This window comes from Spiroplasma sp. ChiS, from assembly GCF_002968355.1.
GTDB classification, from domain to species: Bacteria; Bacillota_I; Bacilli_A; order Mycoplasmatales; family Mycoplasmataceae; genus Spiroplasma; species Spiroplasma citri.
In genome coordinates this window covers 1-17,518 of sequence record NZ_PUUH01000122.1, presented here as the reverse complement: position 1 = coordinate 17,518, position 17,518 = coordinate 1, and the positions used below count along the sequence as shown (strand labels likewise).

General features: G+C 25.2%; 20 protein-coding genes and 2 pseudogenes. 11 read left to right on the top strand and 11 right to left on the bottom strand.

Annotation, left to right across the window (positions count from 1 at the left end; genetic code table 4):
• Positions 1-712, top strand: a pseudogene (locus C6B38_RS04110) (spiroplasma phage ORF1-like family protein); the annotation flags it as partial.
• Positions 713-1,081: 369 nt separating this feature from the next.
• Here C6B38_RS04110 and C6B38_RS09890 read toward each other — a convergent pair.
• From C6B38_RS09890 to C6B38_RS04065, 11 genes are all read right to left on the bottom strand, one after another.
• Entirely contained in the window at positions 1,082-1,252 is a 171-nt protein-coding gene (locus tag C6B38_RS09890; RefSeq protein WP_162475853.1) for a hypothetical protein, read from the bottom strand.
• Between the two features lie 59 nt (positions 1,253-1,311).
• Positions 1,312-1,728 carry a response regulator transcription factor gene (locus tag C6B38_RS04105; protein WP_105298756.1) on the bottom strand — a complete coding sequence of 139 codons (417 nt, stop codon included), beginning with the start codon at positions 1,726-1,728 and terminating at the stop codon, positions 1,312-1,314.
• A gap of 212 nt (positions 1,729-1,940) precedes the next feature.
• Positions 1,941-2,099, bottom strand: coding sequence for a hypothetical protein (locus C6B38_RS09885; RefSeq protein ID WP_162475852.1), 159 nt, complete (start codon positions 2,097-2,099; stop codon positions 1,941-1,943).
• A gap of 62 nt (positions 2,100-2,161) precedes the next feature.
• Entirely contained in the window at positions 2,162-2,575 is a 414-nt protein-coding gene (locus C6B38_RS04100) for a hypothetical protein (RefSeq protein ID WP_105298755.1), read from the bottom strand.
• 386 nt (positions 2,576-2,961) lie between these two features.
• Positions 2,962-3,414 (bottom strand): hypothetical protein, encoded by a 453-nt coding sequence (locus C6B38_RS04095; protein WP_105298754.1) that lies wholly within the window; start codon positions 3,412-3,414, stop codon positions 2,962-2,964.
• Positions 3,407-3,622: a hypothetical protein gene (locus C6B38_RS04090; RefSeq protein WP_105298753.1), complete on the bottom strand. Its 216-nt coding sequence runs from the start codon at positions 3,620-3,622 to the stop codon at positions 3,407-3,409. The genes C6B38_RS04095 and C6B38_RS04090 overlap by 8 nt, the downstream gene beginning before the upstream one ends.
• A gap of 127 nt (positions 3,623-3,749) precedes the next feature.
• Positions 3,750-4,139, bottom strand: coding sequence for a hypothetical protein (locus C6B38_RS04085; protein ID WP_105298752.1), 390 nt, complete (start codon positions 4,137-4,139; stop codon positions 3,750-3,752).
• Positions 4,117-4,410 (bottom strand): hypothetical protein, encoded by a 294-nt coding sequence (locus C6B38_RS04080; RefSeq protein WP_105298751.1) that lies wholly within the window; start codon positions 4,408-4,410, stop codon positions 4,117-4,119. Before C6B38_RS04080 ends, C6B38_RS04085 begins: the two co-directional genes overlap by 23 nt.
• 15 nt (positions 4,411-4,425) lie before the next feature.
• Complete coding sequence (locus tag C6B38_RS04075; RefSeq protein ID WP_105298750.1) at positions 4,426-4,632, bottom strand: hypothetical protein; 207 nt, start codon at positions 4,630-4,632, stop codon at positions 4,426-4,428.
• A gap of 2 nt (positions 4,633-4,634) precedes the next feature.
• Positions 4,635-4,865 carry a pentapeptide repeat-containing protein gene (locus tag C6B38_RS04070; RefSeq protein WP_199558578.1) on the bottom strand — a complete coding sequence of 77 codons (231 nt, stop codon included), beginning with the start codon at positions 4,863-4,865 and terminating at the stop codon, positions 4,635-4,637.
• Between the two features lie 829 nt (positions 4,866-5,694).
• On the bottom strand, positions 5,695-6,555 hold the full coding sequence (locus C6B38_RS04065) for a bifunctional 5,10-methylenetetrahydrofolate dehydrogenase/5,10-methenyltetrahydrofolate cyclohydrolase (RefSeq protein ID WP_105298748.1): 861 nt from the start codon (positions 6,553-6,555) through the stop codon (positions 5,695-5,697).
• Positions 6,556-6,723: 168 nt separating this feature from the next.
• Here C6B38_RS04065 and C6B38_RS04060 point away from each other — a divergent pair, with 168 nt between their 5' ends.
• The 10 genes and pseudogenes from C6B38_RS04060 to C6B38_RS04010 all read left to right on the top strand — a co-directional run bounded on the left by C6B38_RS04060 (position 6,724) and on the right by C6B38_RS04010 (position 17,222).
• Positions 6,724-8,331 carry a formate--tetrahydrofolate ligase gene (locus C6B38_RS04060; RefSeq protein WP_105298747.1) on the top strand — a complete coding sequence of 536 codons (1,608 nt, stop codon included), beginning with the start codon at positions 6,724-6,726 and terminating at the stop codon, positions 8,329-8,331.
• Positions 8,332-8,374: 43 nt separating this feature from the next.
• Complete coding sequence (locus tag C6B38_RS04055) at positions 8,375-9,718, top strand: hypothetical protein (RefSeq protein WP_105298746.1); 1,344 nt, start codon at positions 8,375-8,377, stop codon at positions 9,716-9,718.
• A 125-nt stretch (positions 9,719-9,843) separates the two neighbouring features.
• A complete protein-coding gene (locus tag C6B38_RS04050; protein ID WP_233485524.1) occupies positions 9,844-10,332 on the top strand; it encodes a hypothetical protein in 489 nt (162 codons plus the stop codon).
• Between the two features lie 76 nt (positions 10,333-10,408).
• Positions 10,409-11,575, top strand: coding sequence for a bifunctional phosphopantothenoylcysteine decarboxylase/phosphopantothenate--cysteine ligase CoaBC (coaBC, locus tag C6B38_RS04045; RefSeq protein WP_105298745.1), 1,167 nt, complete (start codon positions 10,409-10,411; stop codon positions 11,573-11,575).
• Complete coding sequence (locus C6B38_RS04040) at positions 11,575-12,339, top strand: type III pantothenate kinase (protein ID WP_105298744.1); 765 nt, start codon at positions 11,575-11,577, stop codon at positions 12,337-12,339. Before coaBC ends, C6B38_RS04040 begins: the two co-directional genes overlap by 1 nt.
• A gap of 315 nt (positions 12,340-12,654) precedes the next feature.
• Positions 12,655-13,907 (top strand): annotated as a pseudogene (locus tag C6B38_RS04035) (ISNCY family transposase).
• A gap of 522 nt (positions 13,908-14,429) precedes the next feature.
• On the top strand, positions 14,430-15,341 hold the full coding sequence (gene truB, locus C6B38_RS04025) for a tRNA pseudouridine(55) synthase TruB (RefSeq protein WP_004028219.1): 912 nt from the start codon (positions 14,430-14,432) through the stop codon (positions 15,339-15,341).
• Positions 15,341-16,228: a riboflavin biosynthesis protein RibF gene (gene ribF, locus C6B38_RS04020; protein ID WP_105298741.1), complete on the top strand. Its 888-nt coding sequence runs from the start codon at positions 15,341-15,343 to the stop codon at positions 16,226-16,228. The genes truB and ribF overlap by 1 nt, the downstream gene beginning before the upstream one ends.
• A 96-nt stretch (positions 16,229-16,324) precedes the next feature.
• Entirely contained in the window at positions 16,325-16,591 is a 267-nt protein-coding gene (rpsO, locus tag C6B38_RS04015; RefSeq protein ID WP_105298740.1) for a 30S ribosomal protein S15, read from the top strand.
• 217 nt (positions 16,592-16,808) lie between these two features.
• Positions 16,809-17,222, top strand: a complete 414-nt coding sequence (locus C6B38_RS04010; RefSeq protein ID WP_105298739.1) for an SDR family NAD(P)-dependent oxidoreductase — start codon at positions 16,809-16,811, stop codon at positions 17,220-17,222.
• The last annotated feature ends 296 nt before the right edge of the window (positions 17,223-17,518 follow it).

Genomic DNA, 17,518 nt, shown 5'->3' with positions numbered 1-17,518 from the left:
CTAATTATTTACGTACGATTTTTTATTTAGAAAATAATACTTATGTTCAAGGTTATAATAAAAAATATGGTTTGTTAGTAAATAATGGTTTTAAAATTTACCCACGATATTTTTATTTTTCTGATAAATATAAGCAATTAGATATTAAATTATATTCAGCATTTAAAAATCGGTTTTATACGATTAATAATTATGGTAGTGTTTTTAATTATGATTTTTCGGTTGCTAATAATTATAATATTAACTCAAATTCGGGTTATGTTTTTGAAGATTCTTTAAAAGATAAATATGGTTTAAAGTATAAAAAAATTGAAGAACAAAAAATCGGTTATAATGTTTTTGAATTGCAAGCACAAAAAGAGAATGATATGTACCGATATTATGATTTTAATTTTGGGATTTATAACTGACAAGAAATTAATAATGGTGGTTTGTTCCCCGATAAACAATGATTTCAAGTGCAATATATAACTCCTAAAGGTTGATGAGATTTAGAAACTCACATTAAAAATGCGGTGATTTGAATTGTCAATACTATTCCTGGTGTTAAACAAGTTAATGAATTAGCGAGTGGTGTTGGTAAGGTTTTTGAAACAGTATATAGTTTTTTAGTCAGATATTTGAGGTATGAAAATTTAATCCAGCATTGTATAGTACAATAACAAATATTTTTTTATTAATTATTTTTATGAAATTTGTGCGATTAATATAAAAAAGGAACTGTTATTAAGTTCCTTTTTGTTCTTTTCAATCAGTAATTTCACCATTGTTTTCGTTGATTGTTGGTGTTTCGGGTTCACTAACACCAGCTCAACGATAAACAGGAAAATTAATTCCATATTTTAAATGTTGTCAGTATGTATTGTGATTTTTTATAAAATTACTATTAAAATAAACTTTTTCGCAGATATATTTATCAATAATCCGAATATAAAAATATCATTTATTATTTGGTACTGAAAACTCACTTTCTCTATTATTATTTTCAATTAATTTTCAATTACTACCTTCTGGTGGTTGTTGTGATTTTTTTGTTGGTGTGTTTTTATCATTTTCATTATTATTTGTTTTTTCAGATTTTTTACAACTGATTAATGTTGTTGTGCTTGTTGCGGTTAATCCGATTCCTCCTATTATGTACTGTAATAACTGTTGATAAAGGTATTAAATAGGTGTGTTTAATAATTCCTTTTGGTTCAACTACTGCACCACCTAAATTTAAAACTCTTTCCATAATTAAAGTATTACCCATTTTAGTACCTAAGGCTGCTGCACCAACCCTTAATGGGGTATGGTCTTTTTTTCGTAAAATTAATGGGTCATATTTTTGCTAAATTTAAAGGCAATTGCATTAATACCATTTGGTAATAAAGTAATTGTTCCTTCTGCACCATCTTCATTAATAATTGGTAATTTTTTAGGAACCATATAGTATGTTGTTCCTTCAACAGTTTTCATTGTTCCACTTGTTTCAATTACACTATTAATTTGGTCATTTGCTCCAAGTTGTAATTGTAATTTATTACGAATTCCACGAATAAAATCAGCAAAACCTAAAACAACTGTTTCTGATGGGGTAAATCCATTTTCATAAATTTTATCCATAATTTCATCGTGAATTTGTAAAGCTGTTGTATCATGGGCTTTTGTTCCTTGAATAGTTGTAACGTCTCCATTATTAATAATTTCTAAAATTTTATTGCGTTTATAAGCAACTTCAGTATCCATTGCTTATTCAATATCAGCAGCCCCCAAAGATTAGGGTTAAAATCACTTTATATGGGGTCTAATTTACGAGCAAAAGTTAAAATTGTATCTAATACAACGGTTGCATCCTCAAACTCTACGGTTGAATATTTTAATAAATTATCATCTGTATTAAATACTTGACCATCTTTTCCTAAACCTTGTTTATATTTAATATTTTTCTTTATTTTATATTAATAACCAAATTTGTTTGCATCTTTTCAAGCAAATAATGCTTCTCAACTTAACTTTTGTTGATAAGTTTGTAAATATCATTGTTCAAATGTTTCTTTATCATTAACTGTTGCTTGATTAACAATATCTCCAAAAATTCTTTGTGGGTTTTGTGCCATAATTTTATTCCTTCTTTCTATTTATTAAATACATTGTCTGTATCTAAAATATTGTTTTGTTTTTATTCTGTTTTTGGTACTCCACCAGTATTAACTGTTTGTACCTTAATTAATTCATCATAAACACTTTGCAATTGTGTTTTGATGATTTCAATATCATCATTAATATCATAAGATTTTAATAAAACATTTTTAAATTCTTCATTATCAGTTAAAGAATTAATAAAGTCAATTACTTCAATTTGTTTTAATTGCAGTGTTTGTTCTTCAATTTGAGAAGTTAATTCAGTATTTTTTGTTTGTAATTCGTTGATTTGTTGATTACTATTTTCTAAATTACTTGTATTAAATTCTTCAACTTCAGCAGTATTTTCTAAAATAATTTCATCAGTTTTAATATTTAAACTACCATCTTCATTAATAATTGGTTCGTTTTCTTCATTGATAAGAACATATTTTACATTTTTTAATGCCATTTTAATTTTTTCCTCCTATTTTTTAATATTTGTATTTGTTCTTTTTCTAATTGCTTTTTGTATAATTTCAAAACTTTCTACTCTAAAAGATAAAAAATAGCGTTTAGTTTTTATATTTAACTGATTAAATACTGAGCCTTTAATTTTTATCTCATCGTCTTTTTTAATTTTAAAAACTCATTTAAAATAGATTGGTTATATATTGATAATGTTGAATAATTTAATCCGTCTCATTGACATTTAACCGAGCATGCATCAATTTCAACACCACCAGCAACAAGTGCTTTAATTTTAGTTTTAATAGGATTTTCATGTAATTTAACAGTTAATTCTAACTTATTAACTTTTTTATTTTAGTTTTATTAGTTATTGATTTTTTAGATAAATTACTTTTTGATTGTGCCATTTTTATTAACTCCTTTTACTAAAAAATATTGCAAATGTTTCCAAGCATCTAATTCATGCTCTGTCATTTTAATATTTCCAGTATAAATATAATTTTTCTTAACAACTGGCGATTGTAAAACATAATTTAAATTAAATAAATATTTGCATAAAACTTTTAAACCACCAATAAATTTAGGAGTAGATAATGGGTTTTTTATTTTTCAACCTTTATGAAGTTGGTAATCTTCAATTATTACAATAACTTTACTTAAATAAGAACAAATTTTATTTTTAAAATCATTTAATATTAAATACATATTATTTATTGCTTCTTCTTCAGAATTAGAATTAAAAGTAATATTATTAATTATTTTCTTTTTCAAAAAATTATAAATAATAATACCAGTTTGCCCAATTCCAGCAGGGTCAATTGCAATAATATATTTAATCATTTTTATCTAAAATTGGTTCTATTTGTTTTGTTTTATATTTTTCAACAAAATAATATCATTTATCAATTATTTTTAAATTACATTTTAACCTCGCTAATTTTAATTCTGTTTTACTATTACTTAATATTTCTTCAATTATAAAATCATTGTTATCATCTTTTGTCGGTCTTCAAATATCTTTATTTTTATAACACATTACAAAACGCATATTATTTCCTCCTAAATTTGTTTACCTAATGCTCAATGTTCATCTGTAGTATCATCTTTTGAAACTGGATAACTTCTAAGCATTAATTCATTTATTTTGCTAATAGTTTTTTTATTTAACTTTTTCATTATTTTTCCTCCTTACTAGGTAATTTGTCATATTTAGAATTATCTTTTAAATCAATTATTCTTTTTCAACCACAATTTCTGCACCGATTAAAAGAAAATTCATCTCCACAATTAATACAATAATCAAATTCTTTAAAATCTTCTTTAAATAATTGTTGTTGTTTTAATTCAGCAAGTTCTTTTTTAAGTAATTCATTTTCTTCGATTTTGTCTTCAAACATTTTATTAAGTACTTCTTCAGTTTTTAAACTTCAATTTAAATCTTTATTTAATTCTGTAAGTTCTTCTTTAAGCGCTTTATTTTCTGCTTTAAGTGTTCTAATTTTGCTATTAAGTGCTTCATTTTCTTCTTTTAGTTTGTCAAATTTAATTGATTCTGTTACATTCATTATTTAATTTATCCTCCTTACTTGGTAAATTATTAATATCTTTAATTAGGCAATATCTATGATTATTACTTTCACAATATTTTAAGTGCATTTCAATTGTTATTTCATCAGTTTGTAAACTTTCTCAATCATATGTAAGTTTATCTTCTTCACAAAGTAAATAAAAGTCTTCTTTAAATAAATGTTTTGATTTTAGTGTTTTAATTTCTTTATCTTTTTCAGCAAGTTCTTCTTTTAGTTTGTCAAATTTAATTAATTCTGTTATATTCATTGTTTTTCTTCCTCACTAGCAATATGAAATAAGGCAATTAGCACATACATAATGCAATTTAGCTTTAAAATTTTGTCTTAATTCTCTAGCAGAACATTCGCTAACAATAAAATCAATTTCTTTTTGTGTATATCTTTCATCTGAAAAAGACCAATAATAACCATCATAAGTAATATTTAATCTGTCTTCTTGACAATCTTCACAATACTTTCTTTTTCCCATTATTAATCTTCCTCAATAACAGTTAATTGGTCTAATTGTTCTTTTGTGATTTTAATATCTTTTAAATCAGCATCTCGTAAATCAGCATCTTGTAATTTAGCATAACATAAATCAGCACCTTGTAAATTAGCATCTTTTAAATCTAATGCTTCATATTCTAAATAATCATTTATTTTTTGTTCTTCAACATTAATACCTGTTAAATCTTTAATTAAATCTTGTAATGTTTTCATTTTATTTTTTCCTTTCTGTAAAAAAATAATATTCATTTATTAGTTAATATTTTGATAGAGTTTACCCCCTACGGAAATAAACAAAAAATAATTTACCCAGTTATTAATTACGCTTCATCCATCCCTACACAACTTTATATAAAGAAAATAACCTTTTGGATCTCCTCCCTCTTGTTTTTTAGTGTCCGATATTGTGTTTTTTTCGGTTTAACAGCACTCTTTTTATGAAACAAGCCAAAAACACACGCTCTGACATTTCGCGGGCGACTAACCCCGCCGAGAATTAAAGAAATAAATATGGTTAAATCCAATCGCTTTCACACTTTCTTTAAGGCTTCGTGCCATAGATGAGTTATCCATCTTTAAGCATCAAAATATTAAGTTTTAGTATTGCATTATTCATCAGATAGTACCTTTATTAAAAAATAATATTATTAGTTGTTAAACCGAAAAAATATAATAAATCATAGAAAGAAAATTATAAAAATTAACTAATTGATGGAGAAAATAGGTTAATTTTTAATTGAAATAATTAATAAAACAAAAAATCAATTAATTATAAATAATACAAATTTATCTAGTAGAATTGTTGAATTAGAAAAAATAATTCAACAATTTTAAAGGTACTATCTGATGAATAATGCAATTAAAAAAATCGCTCTGATAAGCGATTACTTTAATTTCTATTTAATTACTTTATTTATTTTTTTTATAAAACCTATGCTTTTTTCTTACTACCAAAAATATTATGAATGTTTCTTTTAATTAAAATATCCATTAAAATCTTTTTAACGGTTTTTAGTGATATAAAAGTTAAAATAAAAATTTTTTATATTTTTTGATTCAATTGATAAAAATATAAGATATTTTCTAATAATGCGGCAATTGTCATTGGGCCAACTCCGCCAGGAACAGGGGTAATCATTTTTACTTTTGAGAAAACATTATGAAAATCAATGTCACCACATAAGTTATTATCTTCATCACGATTAATTCCAACATCAATCACAATAACATTTTCTTTAATCATTTCTGCTGTAACAAATTTAGCTTTTCCCACAGCAGAAATTAAAATATCAGCTTGGTTTGTAAAAGCAGATAAATTTTTTGTTTGTGAATGGCAAACTGTAACAGTTGCTGAGGCATTTATTAAAAGATTAGCAAGTGGTTTACCAACAATGTTACTACGACCAATAATTACAACATGCTGTCCAGCTAATTGAATTTGATAGTGTTTTAAAAGTGCTATGATTCCTTTTGGAGTACCTGGTAATAAGTTATAATGTCCAAGCATTAAATTGCCTAATATTTCTGGAGTAAAGCCATCAACATCTTTTTTGGTTATTATTGTGTTAATAACTTTTTCACTATTAATATGACTTGGCAACGGAAGTTGAACAAGAATTGCATCGATTTTAGAATTATTATTTAAGTCATTAATAATTTTTATTAAAGCTGATTCAGTAATAATATCTGGATAATTTAAAACGTTGCAAGTAACACCAACTTTTTCACAAGCAATTTTTTTATTTTTAATATAAGTAGTACTTGCTTTATTATTACCAATTTGAATAATTGTTAAGGCCGGTACTCGTTGCTTTTTTGCTTTAATTTTTAAAATTTGTTCAGTTATTTTTGCTTTAATTAATTCACTAACCATTTTTCCATCAATTATTTTTGTTTTATCCATTAAATTTTTGCTCTTTTCTATGCTAAAATACCTGTATATAAATTATTGTATCTGAAAGAGTTAAATAATTAAATACAAAATCTTAGCATTTTTAAAATAGCATCGTGTTTAAAAATTATTGACACTCCCCCAAAATAGGACATTATTAATTAAAAGGAGTAGAAGAAAATGGAAAAAATTATAACAATTGGAACAAAAATTAATTTAAAAGATGATGATTTAATTAAATATGGTGATTATATGGCAAAAGTAAAAGCTTTTAATTTTATTAATTTACCTAAAAAAGCAAAGTTTATTTTAGTAACAGCAATTAATCCAACAAAAGTAGGAGAGGGAAAAACAACTTGTTCAATTGGCATTGCTGATATGTTAAATCATTTAGGATATCAAACAACTTTAGCATTACGAGAACCATCGTTAGGACCAGTGTTTGGATTAAAAGGTTCAGCAACCGGCGGCGGAGAATGTATTATGGAACCAGAAAATGAAATTAATTTACATTATACTGGTGATTTTCATGCCATTACAACAGCAAATAATATGGTTAGTGCTATGATTGATAATCTGCTTTATTGAGGCAATCCGCTGCAAATTGATCCTAAGCAAATTGTTTGACAACGTTGTTTAGATGTCAATGATCGTGCTTTACGAAATATTGAAATAAAAATTAGTGATAAATTACATCGTTTAGAACATTTCCAAATTACTGCTGCTAGTGAAATTATGGCAATTTTAGGTTTAAGTAAAGATTTTAGTGATTTACGTCGTCGTTTAGATCAAGCAATAGTTGCTTATAATTTTAATAATGAACCAGTTTATCTCCACGAATTAAAAATTACTGGTTCATTATTAGCTTTGTTAAAAAATGCTTTATTACCAAATTTAGCACAAACAAAACATGGAACACCATTATTAGTACATTGTGGTCCATTTGCAAATATTTCTCATGGGACAAATTCTTTAATTGCAACAAATTTAGCATTAAAATTAAGTGATTATGTTGTTAGCGAAGTTGGATTCGGAAGTGACTTAGGATTTGAAAAATTTAATGATATTATTAATTTAAACGAGGAATATACACCAGATTGTACAGTGTTAGTAGCAACGATTAGAGCATTAAAATTACATGGTGGTGCTGTTGAAACAACATTAGCAACAGCTGACCTTGTTACTTTAAAAAAAGGATTGACGCATTTGCAACATCATATTAAAATTATTCAAAATTATCACTTAAATTTTGTTGTTTGTTTAAATCAATTTGCAACTGATACTCTTGAAGAAATTGCTATGGTAACTGAATGATTAAAAGAACAGAAAATTCCGTTTGGAATTAATAATACTTATCATTTAGGAATTAAAGATGATCCAACTTTAGTTAAAACTATTATTAAAGAAATTGAAAAACCACAACAATATCAATTATTATTTAATCCAACAGCAACATCGCTTACTGAAAAAATTAAAATAATTTGTACAAAAATTTATCAAACAACAAAAATTGTTTTTAGTCCATTGGCTCAAATAAAAATTAATTTTTATCAACAAAATCCAAAATATAAGCATTGACCAGTTTGTATGGCTAAAAATCATCAAACAATTTTTGGCAATAAAAATCCTTATGATGACCAAATTATTATTCGTGACTTAAAAATTAATTCAGGAGCGGAATATTTAATTGCTTATTTAGCAGATATTATTACGATGCCTGGTTTAAATAAAATTCCTAATGCTGTTAGTATTGAAGTGGTTAATGATGAGATTATAAATATTAAGTAATTTTTGTTATAATGTTTTTAAGTAGAAAATAGGGGAGAACTTAATGCAGAAAAAAGCAAAGTTTTTAGAATTAAATAGTATTGTTAGTAAACAACTTAATTTATCAACTAATATTCGAAAAAAAATGCAGGAAATTTTTAAAATTTATAAAAATAGTTTTCAAAAATTAGGTTATCAAACAATTGCACTTGGTGAATATGGTTTTAAAACATTAACAAAATATGATAAGTTAGAGCTAGAATTAGCAGTTATTAAATATCATCCTAAAAATAAAACAGGCTTACGTGAACAAATGTTCCAAGTAGTTTTAAATGAAATACGAAAAAATATTAGCAAAGGAACAATTATTAAAGATAGTCAAAATGATGGTTATTTAGAATATCAAGTGAACGATGAAATTAATTTTATTGTGCGAATTATTCCTTTTTGTTACAAAAAAAATTTGGAAGGAGAATTAACATATATTTTTTGGCGCAATGGAATTGAAAAAAATGATAATGTTATTCAAGTTGTCCAAGGTTTTAATAAAGCTAATAAGATTTCTAATAAGTTATTACGAACATTAATAAAATTAATTAAGTATGTTCTTAAAACTGATTTTCCATATTATTATATTTTATATACTTTAACCTTGCGATGATTTTATGAATATTTTACAAAAAAATATGATAATTATTTGCAAAAAATTGATGCAGGCAAACAAATTGAAAAACAAGATTTAATGAAGTACCGTAATATTAATTTTCAAAAAAATTGATTTTTAAATAATATTGATGGTGAAGAGTTAATTTTTTATATTTTAGAACGTTTTTGAAAAACAGAAACATATTATTTTCGTGAATTTGAATTTATTGAAGAAGAAATTTTTGAATCAATTTCACGATACAGTTGATATACCAATAATTGTTTTTTAACACCATATGATTATTATGTTGATTTTAAAATTTATAATATTAAAGAATTTAATGATTTAAATTATGTTCAATCAGAGTTTAAAAATACTAACTTTTCGCGAATTCAGTATGATTATTGTCGTAACCATGATTTAGGAATTTATGTTACACCAGTTAAAATTTTAGGAGTAGTTGGATTTATTGACTATGCAATTAATTTTAAACAAAAAGCAACAAGTTTATTTAAAAAACTAGATCCGGCAAAGCGGAAAGATGCAATAAGTGTTAATCAACGAGAAATTATGGAAGAACTAAATTTAATTGCGCATAAATGATTAACAACTTATCGTAAAAAGTTAACATATATTAAAGTTTATTTTGATAAAAAATATCCAATTATTTCATCATCAAATTATTATATGCGGTTGCAAGCTATTATGACTTCTGTTGATAACTTAAAAAATGATGATTATATTATTGGCAATGATAATTAAAAGATAAAAACTATGTATTAGAATGTTTCCTAGTTAAGTTTTTAATTAAAAATGATAAATATACTGTATAATATTACTATGAGAAAGGTACTTGATAAAAACTATTTATTATGTGGGGTGAAAAAGTGTCAACTTTAGGAGGGAACAATTGTAGCCAATTTTATGATAATTTTATTCGTGAATTATCAATGATTGTGAATAATGAAAAAATTATATCACATAATAATCCTGTCTTAGCATTAGAAATAAAATTGTATTATGTTATGAAAAGTTCAAAGTATAATACAACACAAAAAGATGAAATTTTGAAACGAATGATTACTGAATGAACAAAATCCTTAGAATATAAGGCAACGGAGTTAATTAAAGAATATGCCCAGGTTTATCGAAAAATTTATCAAAAACCATTAGATTTACAATATGCCTATATCTCAATCTTAAAAAAGGTAAAATATTTTGCCCAAGAACGTTATGGTGAACAATTAAATATTATTCGTAGCTTTTATTGCCGTTATTTAGAGCAACAACATTGACAAGAATTAGTGGAAGGAATTATTGCCGAATCGCAACGAAGAATGCAAGCTGTTTTTTTTACAAAGAAAACAACAGGGTAATAATTAAAAATCGATATATTAACATAAATATATCGATTTTTATTTATATAATTATAAAGATGAGTGAGGTGTTAAGATGGCAAAAATTATTTTAGTTATTACAGGAAGCATTGCTGCATATAAGGGACTTCATTTATATGAAGCATTGAAAAAAGAATATGATGTTGAATTACTGTTAACACAAGATGCTTTAAAATTTTTAAAGGATCAACCAGCAACAGCAAAAACTGAAATTTTTATGAAACAATATTATGATAAAAAAGACTTATCAGAACATATTACAATTGCTGAGCAAGCTGATTTATTTGTTGTTTATCCAGCAACACAAAACTTTATTGCTCAAATTGCTCATGGTTTTACAAATATTTTAGCAAGTTTAGTATATAGTGTTACTCAAAGTTATAAAATGATTTTTCCTGCAATGAATAGTAAGATGTATTTATCACCAGCTAATTTACGTAATTTAGCACAATTAATAGCGGATGGGAATCAAGTTTATGAGCCTCGTTCGGGAATGCTTGCTTGCAATATGGTTGGTATTGGCCGTGCTTGAGAATGAAAAGATGTTTTAATGGAAATAAAGCAATTTTTAGATTGAAAAAACTTGTGAAAAGATAAAAAAGTTATGCTTAATTTTGGGCGAACAAAAACATATTTAGATGATATTCGTTATTTCACAAATAATTCTAGTGGCAAAATGGGAGATGCATTGCATACTGTATTAAGATGAACAAACTGCTCATTAACAACAATTGTTGGTGATTGTGATTTTCCAATTTATTATGAGCATGTTAAAGCAACTACAAACGAAGAAATGTTAGCAGCAATGTTAAAAGCATATAAAGAACAAGATATTATTATTGCATGTGCTGCTTTAAATGATTATCAAGTTGCGGTTCCTATGAAAGGAAAAATTAGTAAACGAAAAAATCCACAACTTGTTGTATCATTACTTGCTAATATTGATGTTTTATCTGAATTAGGTAAGTTAAAACAGCAACAAATTTTAGTTGGTTTTAGTGCCCAAAATGATTTTGTTTTAGATTATGCGCAACAAAAATTAATTGAAAAAAATTTAGATTTAATTATTATTAATCAAATTAATGCTATGGGTGCTGACCAAAATGAAATCATTTTATTAACAAAAAAAGGACATCAACAAATTCCTAGTCAAAACAAAATTATTATTGCAAAAGAAATTTTAGCAGCAATTAGTGAATTAATAAAGGAGAAAACACAATAATGAAATTATTAGTTGATATTGGTAATACAGCAATTAAATTTGCAATTCTTAATCCTCAAAAAAAGATTATTGTTTTTTTAACAATGGCTAGTCGCGAATTAGTTGCTGAAAAAAATTTTCGACAAAAAATAATAACTGGTTTAATTACAATAAAATTAGTTCTAACAGATCTTACATTATTAGTTTTATCTTCAGTTCGACCAATGTGAGATGATTTATTTTATCAGTTGGCTGTCGATTTAAAAATTCCTTTTTATCAAGTTAAAAAAAACTTGGCCACTGATCGACTAAAAACAGAGATTCCTAATCCTCGTAATCTTGGTGCTGATTTAATTGTTGGTTCATATGCAACATTAGCTTTATTCCCTAAACAAAATGTTATTTTAGTTAATATGGGGACGGCAACAACAATTTCATTATTAAAACAAGACACCCTCTTAGGAACAATTATTATGCCAGGTTTAGAAACAGCAGCAGAAGCCTTATTTGAACGAGCACAATTATTACAAAAATTTGATTTTTCTTATGACAATGCTATTTTAGGAAAAAATACTAAGCAAGCAATCAATATTGGATTAGTTAATGGCCATTTATTAGCAATTATTGCTTTTGTTAATCAACTCGCAACTGAAGTAATAAACCCACAAGTAATTTTAACGGGAGGTAATGCTACTTACATTAAAAAATTAGTTAATTACCATTATGATAAAGATTTACTTTTTAAAGGGTTAGTTACCATTTTACAAGATAATAAATTAATATAAAAAATAGGACTTCAGTTATATTTTTTAATTTTTTGAGATATTTTATTAATTTTCAAGGCCATTTAGGTATTTAATGCATTTATTTTGTTCGTTGCTTTATTTTATTAAAAATAAAGATTACATAACATGTCCAATTTTGTTATTTTGATTTACTTATTTCTCTACTTAAGACATTTTTAATAATAACATACATTTTTGAAATTGCAAAATTTTAAAAGTATTTTTGTCCTTATCTTGTGATAATTTCGTAATAGTTATCTAGCAAAAATTTCGCAATTATTTATATTATTAATTTGGTGATAACTATGGAAAAAAATTAACAATGACAGAAAAACATAAATATAAAAATATTGGAAAAGTTATTAATAATGAAATAACAAAAAAACGTGCTGCTAAAATTTTAGATTTGTCTATTCGTAGAATTGAACAATTAATGAAAATTTATGATACACAAAATATGACTTCCTTTGCCCATCATTCACGTGGTAGAACGGCATATAACAAAACAAAACCAGAAATTTGTGAAAATATTCTTAATCTTTACAAAACTAAATATATTGATTTTAATTTTATACATTTTAAAGAAAAATTACTTGAAAATGAAAAAATAAAAATTTCTTATTCAGTTTTGTACAACTTAATGTCTCTAAATCAAATAAAATCTCCTAGAAAACAGAAATTAAGAAAAAAAGATAAATCACATCCTTTAAGAGAACGCCGCAAATATTTTGGGGAATTATTACAAGCTGATGCTAGTGAACATTTATGACTAGGAATAAATCATCCTAAAATATTTTTACATGGTGCTATTGATGATGCAACAAATACAGTTGTTGGATTATATTTTGATTATCAAGAAACCTTAAATGTTTATTATAATGTTTTATATCAAATTTTAAAAAACTATGGTATTCCTATGACATTTTATACAGATAAGCGAACATTTTTTACTTATCAAAAAAATAATAGTAAAAACGAAGAAAAAGACACCTTTACTCAATTCAGCATATGCTGTAGTGAATTAGGTGTCGAAATCATAACTACTTCAATTCCTCAAGCAAAAGGTTGAATTGAACGGTTATGAGGTACTTTACAAGATCGTCTAAAAAATGAATTAGGTCTTGCAAAAGTAACTACTCTTGAAGAAGCAAATAAGTTCTTAAAAGAATTTCTGCCTAAATTCAATAAACACTTTGCTCTTCCCATTGATTATAACAATTCTGCTTTCGTTGATGCACCAGAAAGTGACAAAATTAATTTACTTTTATAAATAACTTCAACAAGAAGAACAGATAATGGATCATCAATTAGTTATGCAAATAAAAAGTACTTAGCTTATGATAAGTAAAAAACTAAAAGTTTTTAATTCAAAAACAAATGTTACAATAATTAATGCATTTGATAAAACATTGTATCTTAAGTATGAAAACAAAATTTATAATCTATTAGAATATATTCCAACAGTTAAAAATACAGAAAAAACATTACCAAAATCTAAAGCTCATAAATTCAAATCAAATCATCCATGAACTGAAAGATATACTATGAAACAATTATCAATTAAATAAATTTACGAAATTTTAGCTAGATATTGACAGATTTTAAAAGTATTTTTTTGTTTTAAGCAAATGTAAATTGTAAATGCAAGTGCAACAAATCAACTCCTTTCTGAGTTGATTTGTTAATGGCAAGAAAACATTATTTTATTTTATGGTTTCATAAATTAATAGATTTATTACACTTGTATTTATAATTTACAAAATAAAAAAAATTAATTGAAGAAAAATGAACAGCCTATAAGAAACTTCAATTAATTTTTAAAAACGTATGAAAAACAAACTTTAAGAAACTTCAATTAATTTTTAAAAACGTATGAAAAACAAACTTTAAGATTATTTTAGATTTAAATAATTTAAGAAAGATATAAATATAACAATACTTATTTTTCATACATAAATATTCTAAACTATATTTTCTTAATAATCAATTAATTTTGTAAAAAATACGGCAAAAATAGAGGTACTTTTTTAATCAATGTTAGGAGTATAGTAAAAAATGATATAATATTTCAGAAAGTCGGGGTGGTTATTATGCATGATGGTATTTTTTTAATCAATAAACCAACAGGAAAAACAAGTAATCAAGTTATTCAAGAAATTAAACAAAAATTAGAGATTAATAAAATTGGTCACGCAGGAACATTAGACCCATTAGCAACAGGATTGTTAGTTGTTTTAATAAATAATGCTACTAAAATGAGTGAATATTTGTTAACAGCAGATAAAGCGTATGATGTTGAAATGCGCTTATTTATTGAAACAGATACTGGTGATATTACTGGGAATGTTCTTAATGAAACGGCTCCATTTAAGATTCAGAAGAAGGTATTAAAAAAAATTTTTAATGAATTTAATGGATTTATGTATGAACAATATCCACCCAAATATTCTGCTATTAAAGTTAATGGTAAAAAACTTTACGAATATGCTCGCCAAGATAAAGAAGTAAAAATTAAACCAAGAACTGTTACAATTAAGGCGATTAAATTAAAAAAATACGATGCTCATAATCATACAATTAAATTTAGCGTGTTATGTACTAAGGGCACATATATTAGAAGTTTAGTGACTGATATTGCGGCAAAATTAAATACTATTGCTACTGTTACAGCTTTATGCCGCACGCAATCAGGGAATTTTTTGTTATCTAAAGCAATTAGCCCTGAAACAGTAAATTTTAATGAGTTAATATCGATGTATGATGCTTTATTTACTAATAACCAACAATTATTACTTTATCATCATGATGAAGAAATTCGACAAGGAAAACCCATTGTTATTATTAAACATACTGACCCAATTATTTTTATTATTGATAAAAATAAAAATGTTTTAGCAATTTATAAACATATTGGAAAACACGTATATGCTTGTCAACGTGGATTATGATCACATATTGAGCCTAAAAAACAAGATGATAGAGAGAAGGACGATCATTATTAATGAAAACTTTAGTATGAAATAAGCCAAGTTATAAGGAAGCAAAAGTTGCTTGTTTAGGTTTATTTGATGGGTTTCATCAAGGTCATTTAAAATTAATTACACGTTTAATGGAAATTAAAAAACAGCATAACCTTGCAACATTATTTTTTACTATGTCGCAAAGTGTTAGTGATTTTTTACAACAAGCAAATACAAAACTAGTAGATAATCATTCAAAACAACAAATTGTTGAAAAATTAGGATTTGATTATTATTTAGAAGTGCCTATTACTACTGCATTTATAAATTTATCGGCAAAACAATTTTTAACAATTTTAAAAAAACAATTTAATGTTACAAAAATTGTCATTGGCTCTGATTTTCGGTTTGGAAAAAATCGTGAAGGAGATTTTAATGATATTATTGCTTTTTTTGGTCAAGAAAATGTTTATTTAATTACTCGCCAAGATAATTTGTTTTCCTCAACAACAATTCGCAATTTTTTATTACAATATGATTTATCATCCGCTAATAAATTATTATATGAAGATTATAATCTACGTGGTGAAGTAAAACCAGGAAAACAATTAGGATGAACAATTAATTTTCCAACGGCAAATATTTATTTGCCACAAAAAGTAATTTTGCCCCATGGTGTCTATATAACAGAAACATTAGCACAAGGAAAACTTTATCCCTCAATGACATCTTATCGGTTATTTGAAGGGAAAGAAGTTGTTGAAATATATTTACTAAATGTTAATTTAGATTTATATGGGCAGGAAATCATTGTTTATTTTAAAAAATACCTTCGAGAAAATATTAAAATTAATAATTTAACAGAATTGGTCACGCTTTTAAAGCAAGATTTCGTTAATACCCTTGCTTTTTTTGCTAAAAAAGCATAATATTAATAAGGTTGTTATTTCGTTGATTTAAGATAACCCTTTCTTAAATTCTTTGTTTTAACATAATAAACCACTAAATGAAGGGAGAAGATAGTAATGGTTTCAAAAGAAAAAAAAGCAGAATTAGTTACAAAGTTTGGTCAAAATGCCAAAGATACTGGTTCAACAAAAGTTCAAATTGCAATTTTAACAGAAAATATTAATAATTTGACAGAACACTTGAAAATACATCGAAAAGATATTGTTTCAAGAAGAAGTTTATTGCAAAAAGTAGTGCAAAGAAAACACTTGCTTGCATATTTAATTAAGACTAATTTTAATGAATATAAAGCAATCATTGAAACATTGGGAATTAGAAAATAAGGTTTAAATTTTTTAACCTTTTTTTGTAAAGTTTAATATGACGTGGAATAAAATAAATCAACTTATTTTTGATAGTTAATTCTAAAAATAATTATAACAATTACTATTTTATGTTATTATTGAGTTAATAAATTTGTTACTGTGCATTTAATTTACATTTTAAAAAATATTATTTTATTTAATATTAAAATTAAGGAAATGAAAAGAATGATATATAATGGAAAAAGAATTTGCTGTAGTAACAGGAGCATCATCAGGGATTGGATATGGTTATTGTCAGTGATTATTAAAGCAAAGTTATCATATTATTTGAGTATCTCGCCATACAGAATGAGCAAAAGAATTACAACAACAATTTCCTGAACAAACAATTATTGTTTTATCATATGATTTGTCTATTTCTGAAAATTGTTATGCTTTCTTTGAAGAAATAAAACAGTATTATATTGTTTTATTTATTAATAATGCTGGTTTTGGGAAAAAAGGTCTTTTTGAAACAATTCCTCTAGCAGATGAATTAAAAATTATTAATTTAAATATTCAAGCGGTCCATTTCTTAAAACGATTATTTCGTATTATTCCACAAAAATATTCATTAAATTATACATATTTAATTCAAACTAAAGATTAAAATTTCTTATATATGTGTTAATTCACACCATAAATTAGAAATTCTTTCGAACTAAAAAAGACATACTTTGTAGAATAAAGGATGAAATAGGACAAAACAACTCTTGTTAAAGGGTTGTTTTTTATTTGAAAAACAACTTTACAAATTAAATATATTGGCTCTACAAGTGTTTAATTTTATACAATTACATATTTTTTAGGGAAGGTTCCCCAGCAAGGCATTTCGCCGGCACGAAACGATTAGGGGAAGGTTCCCCAGCAAGGCATTTCGCCGGCACGAAACCATTAGAGCTGTTA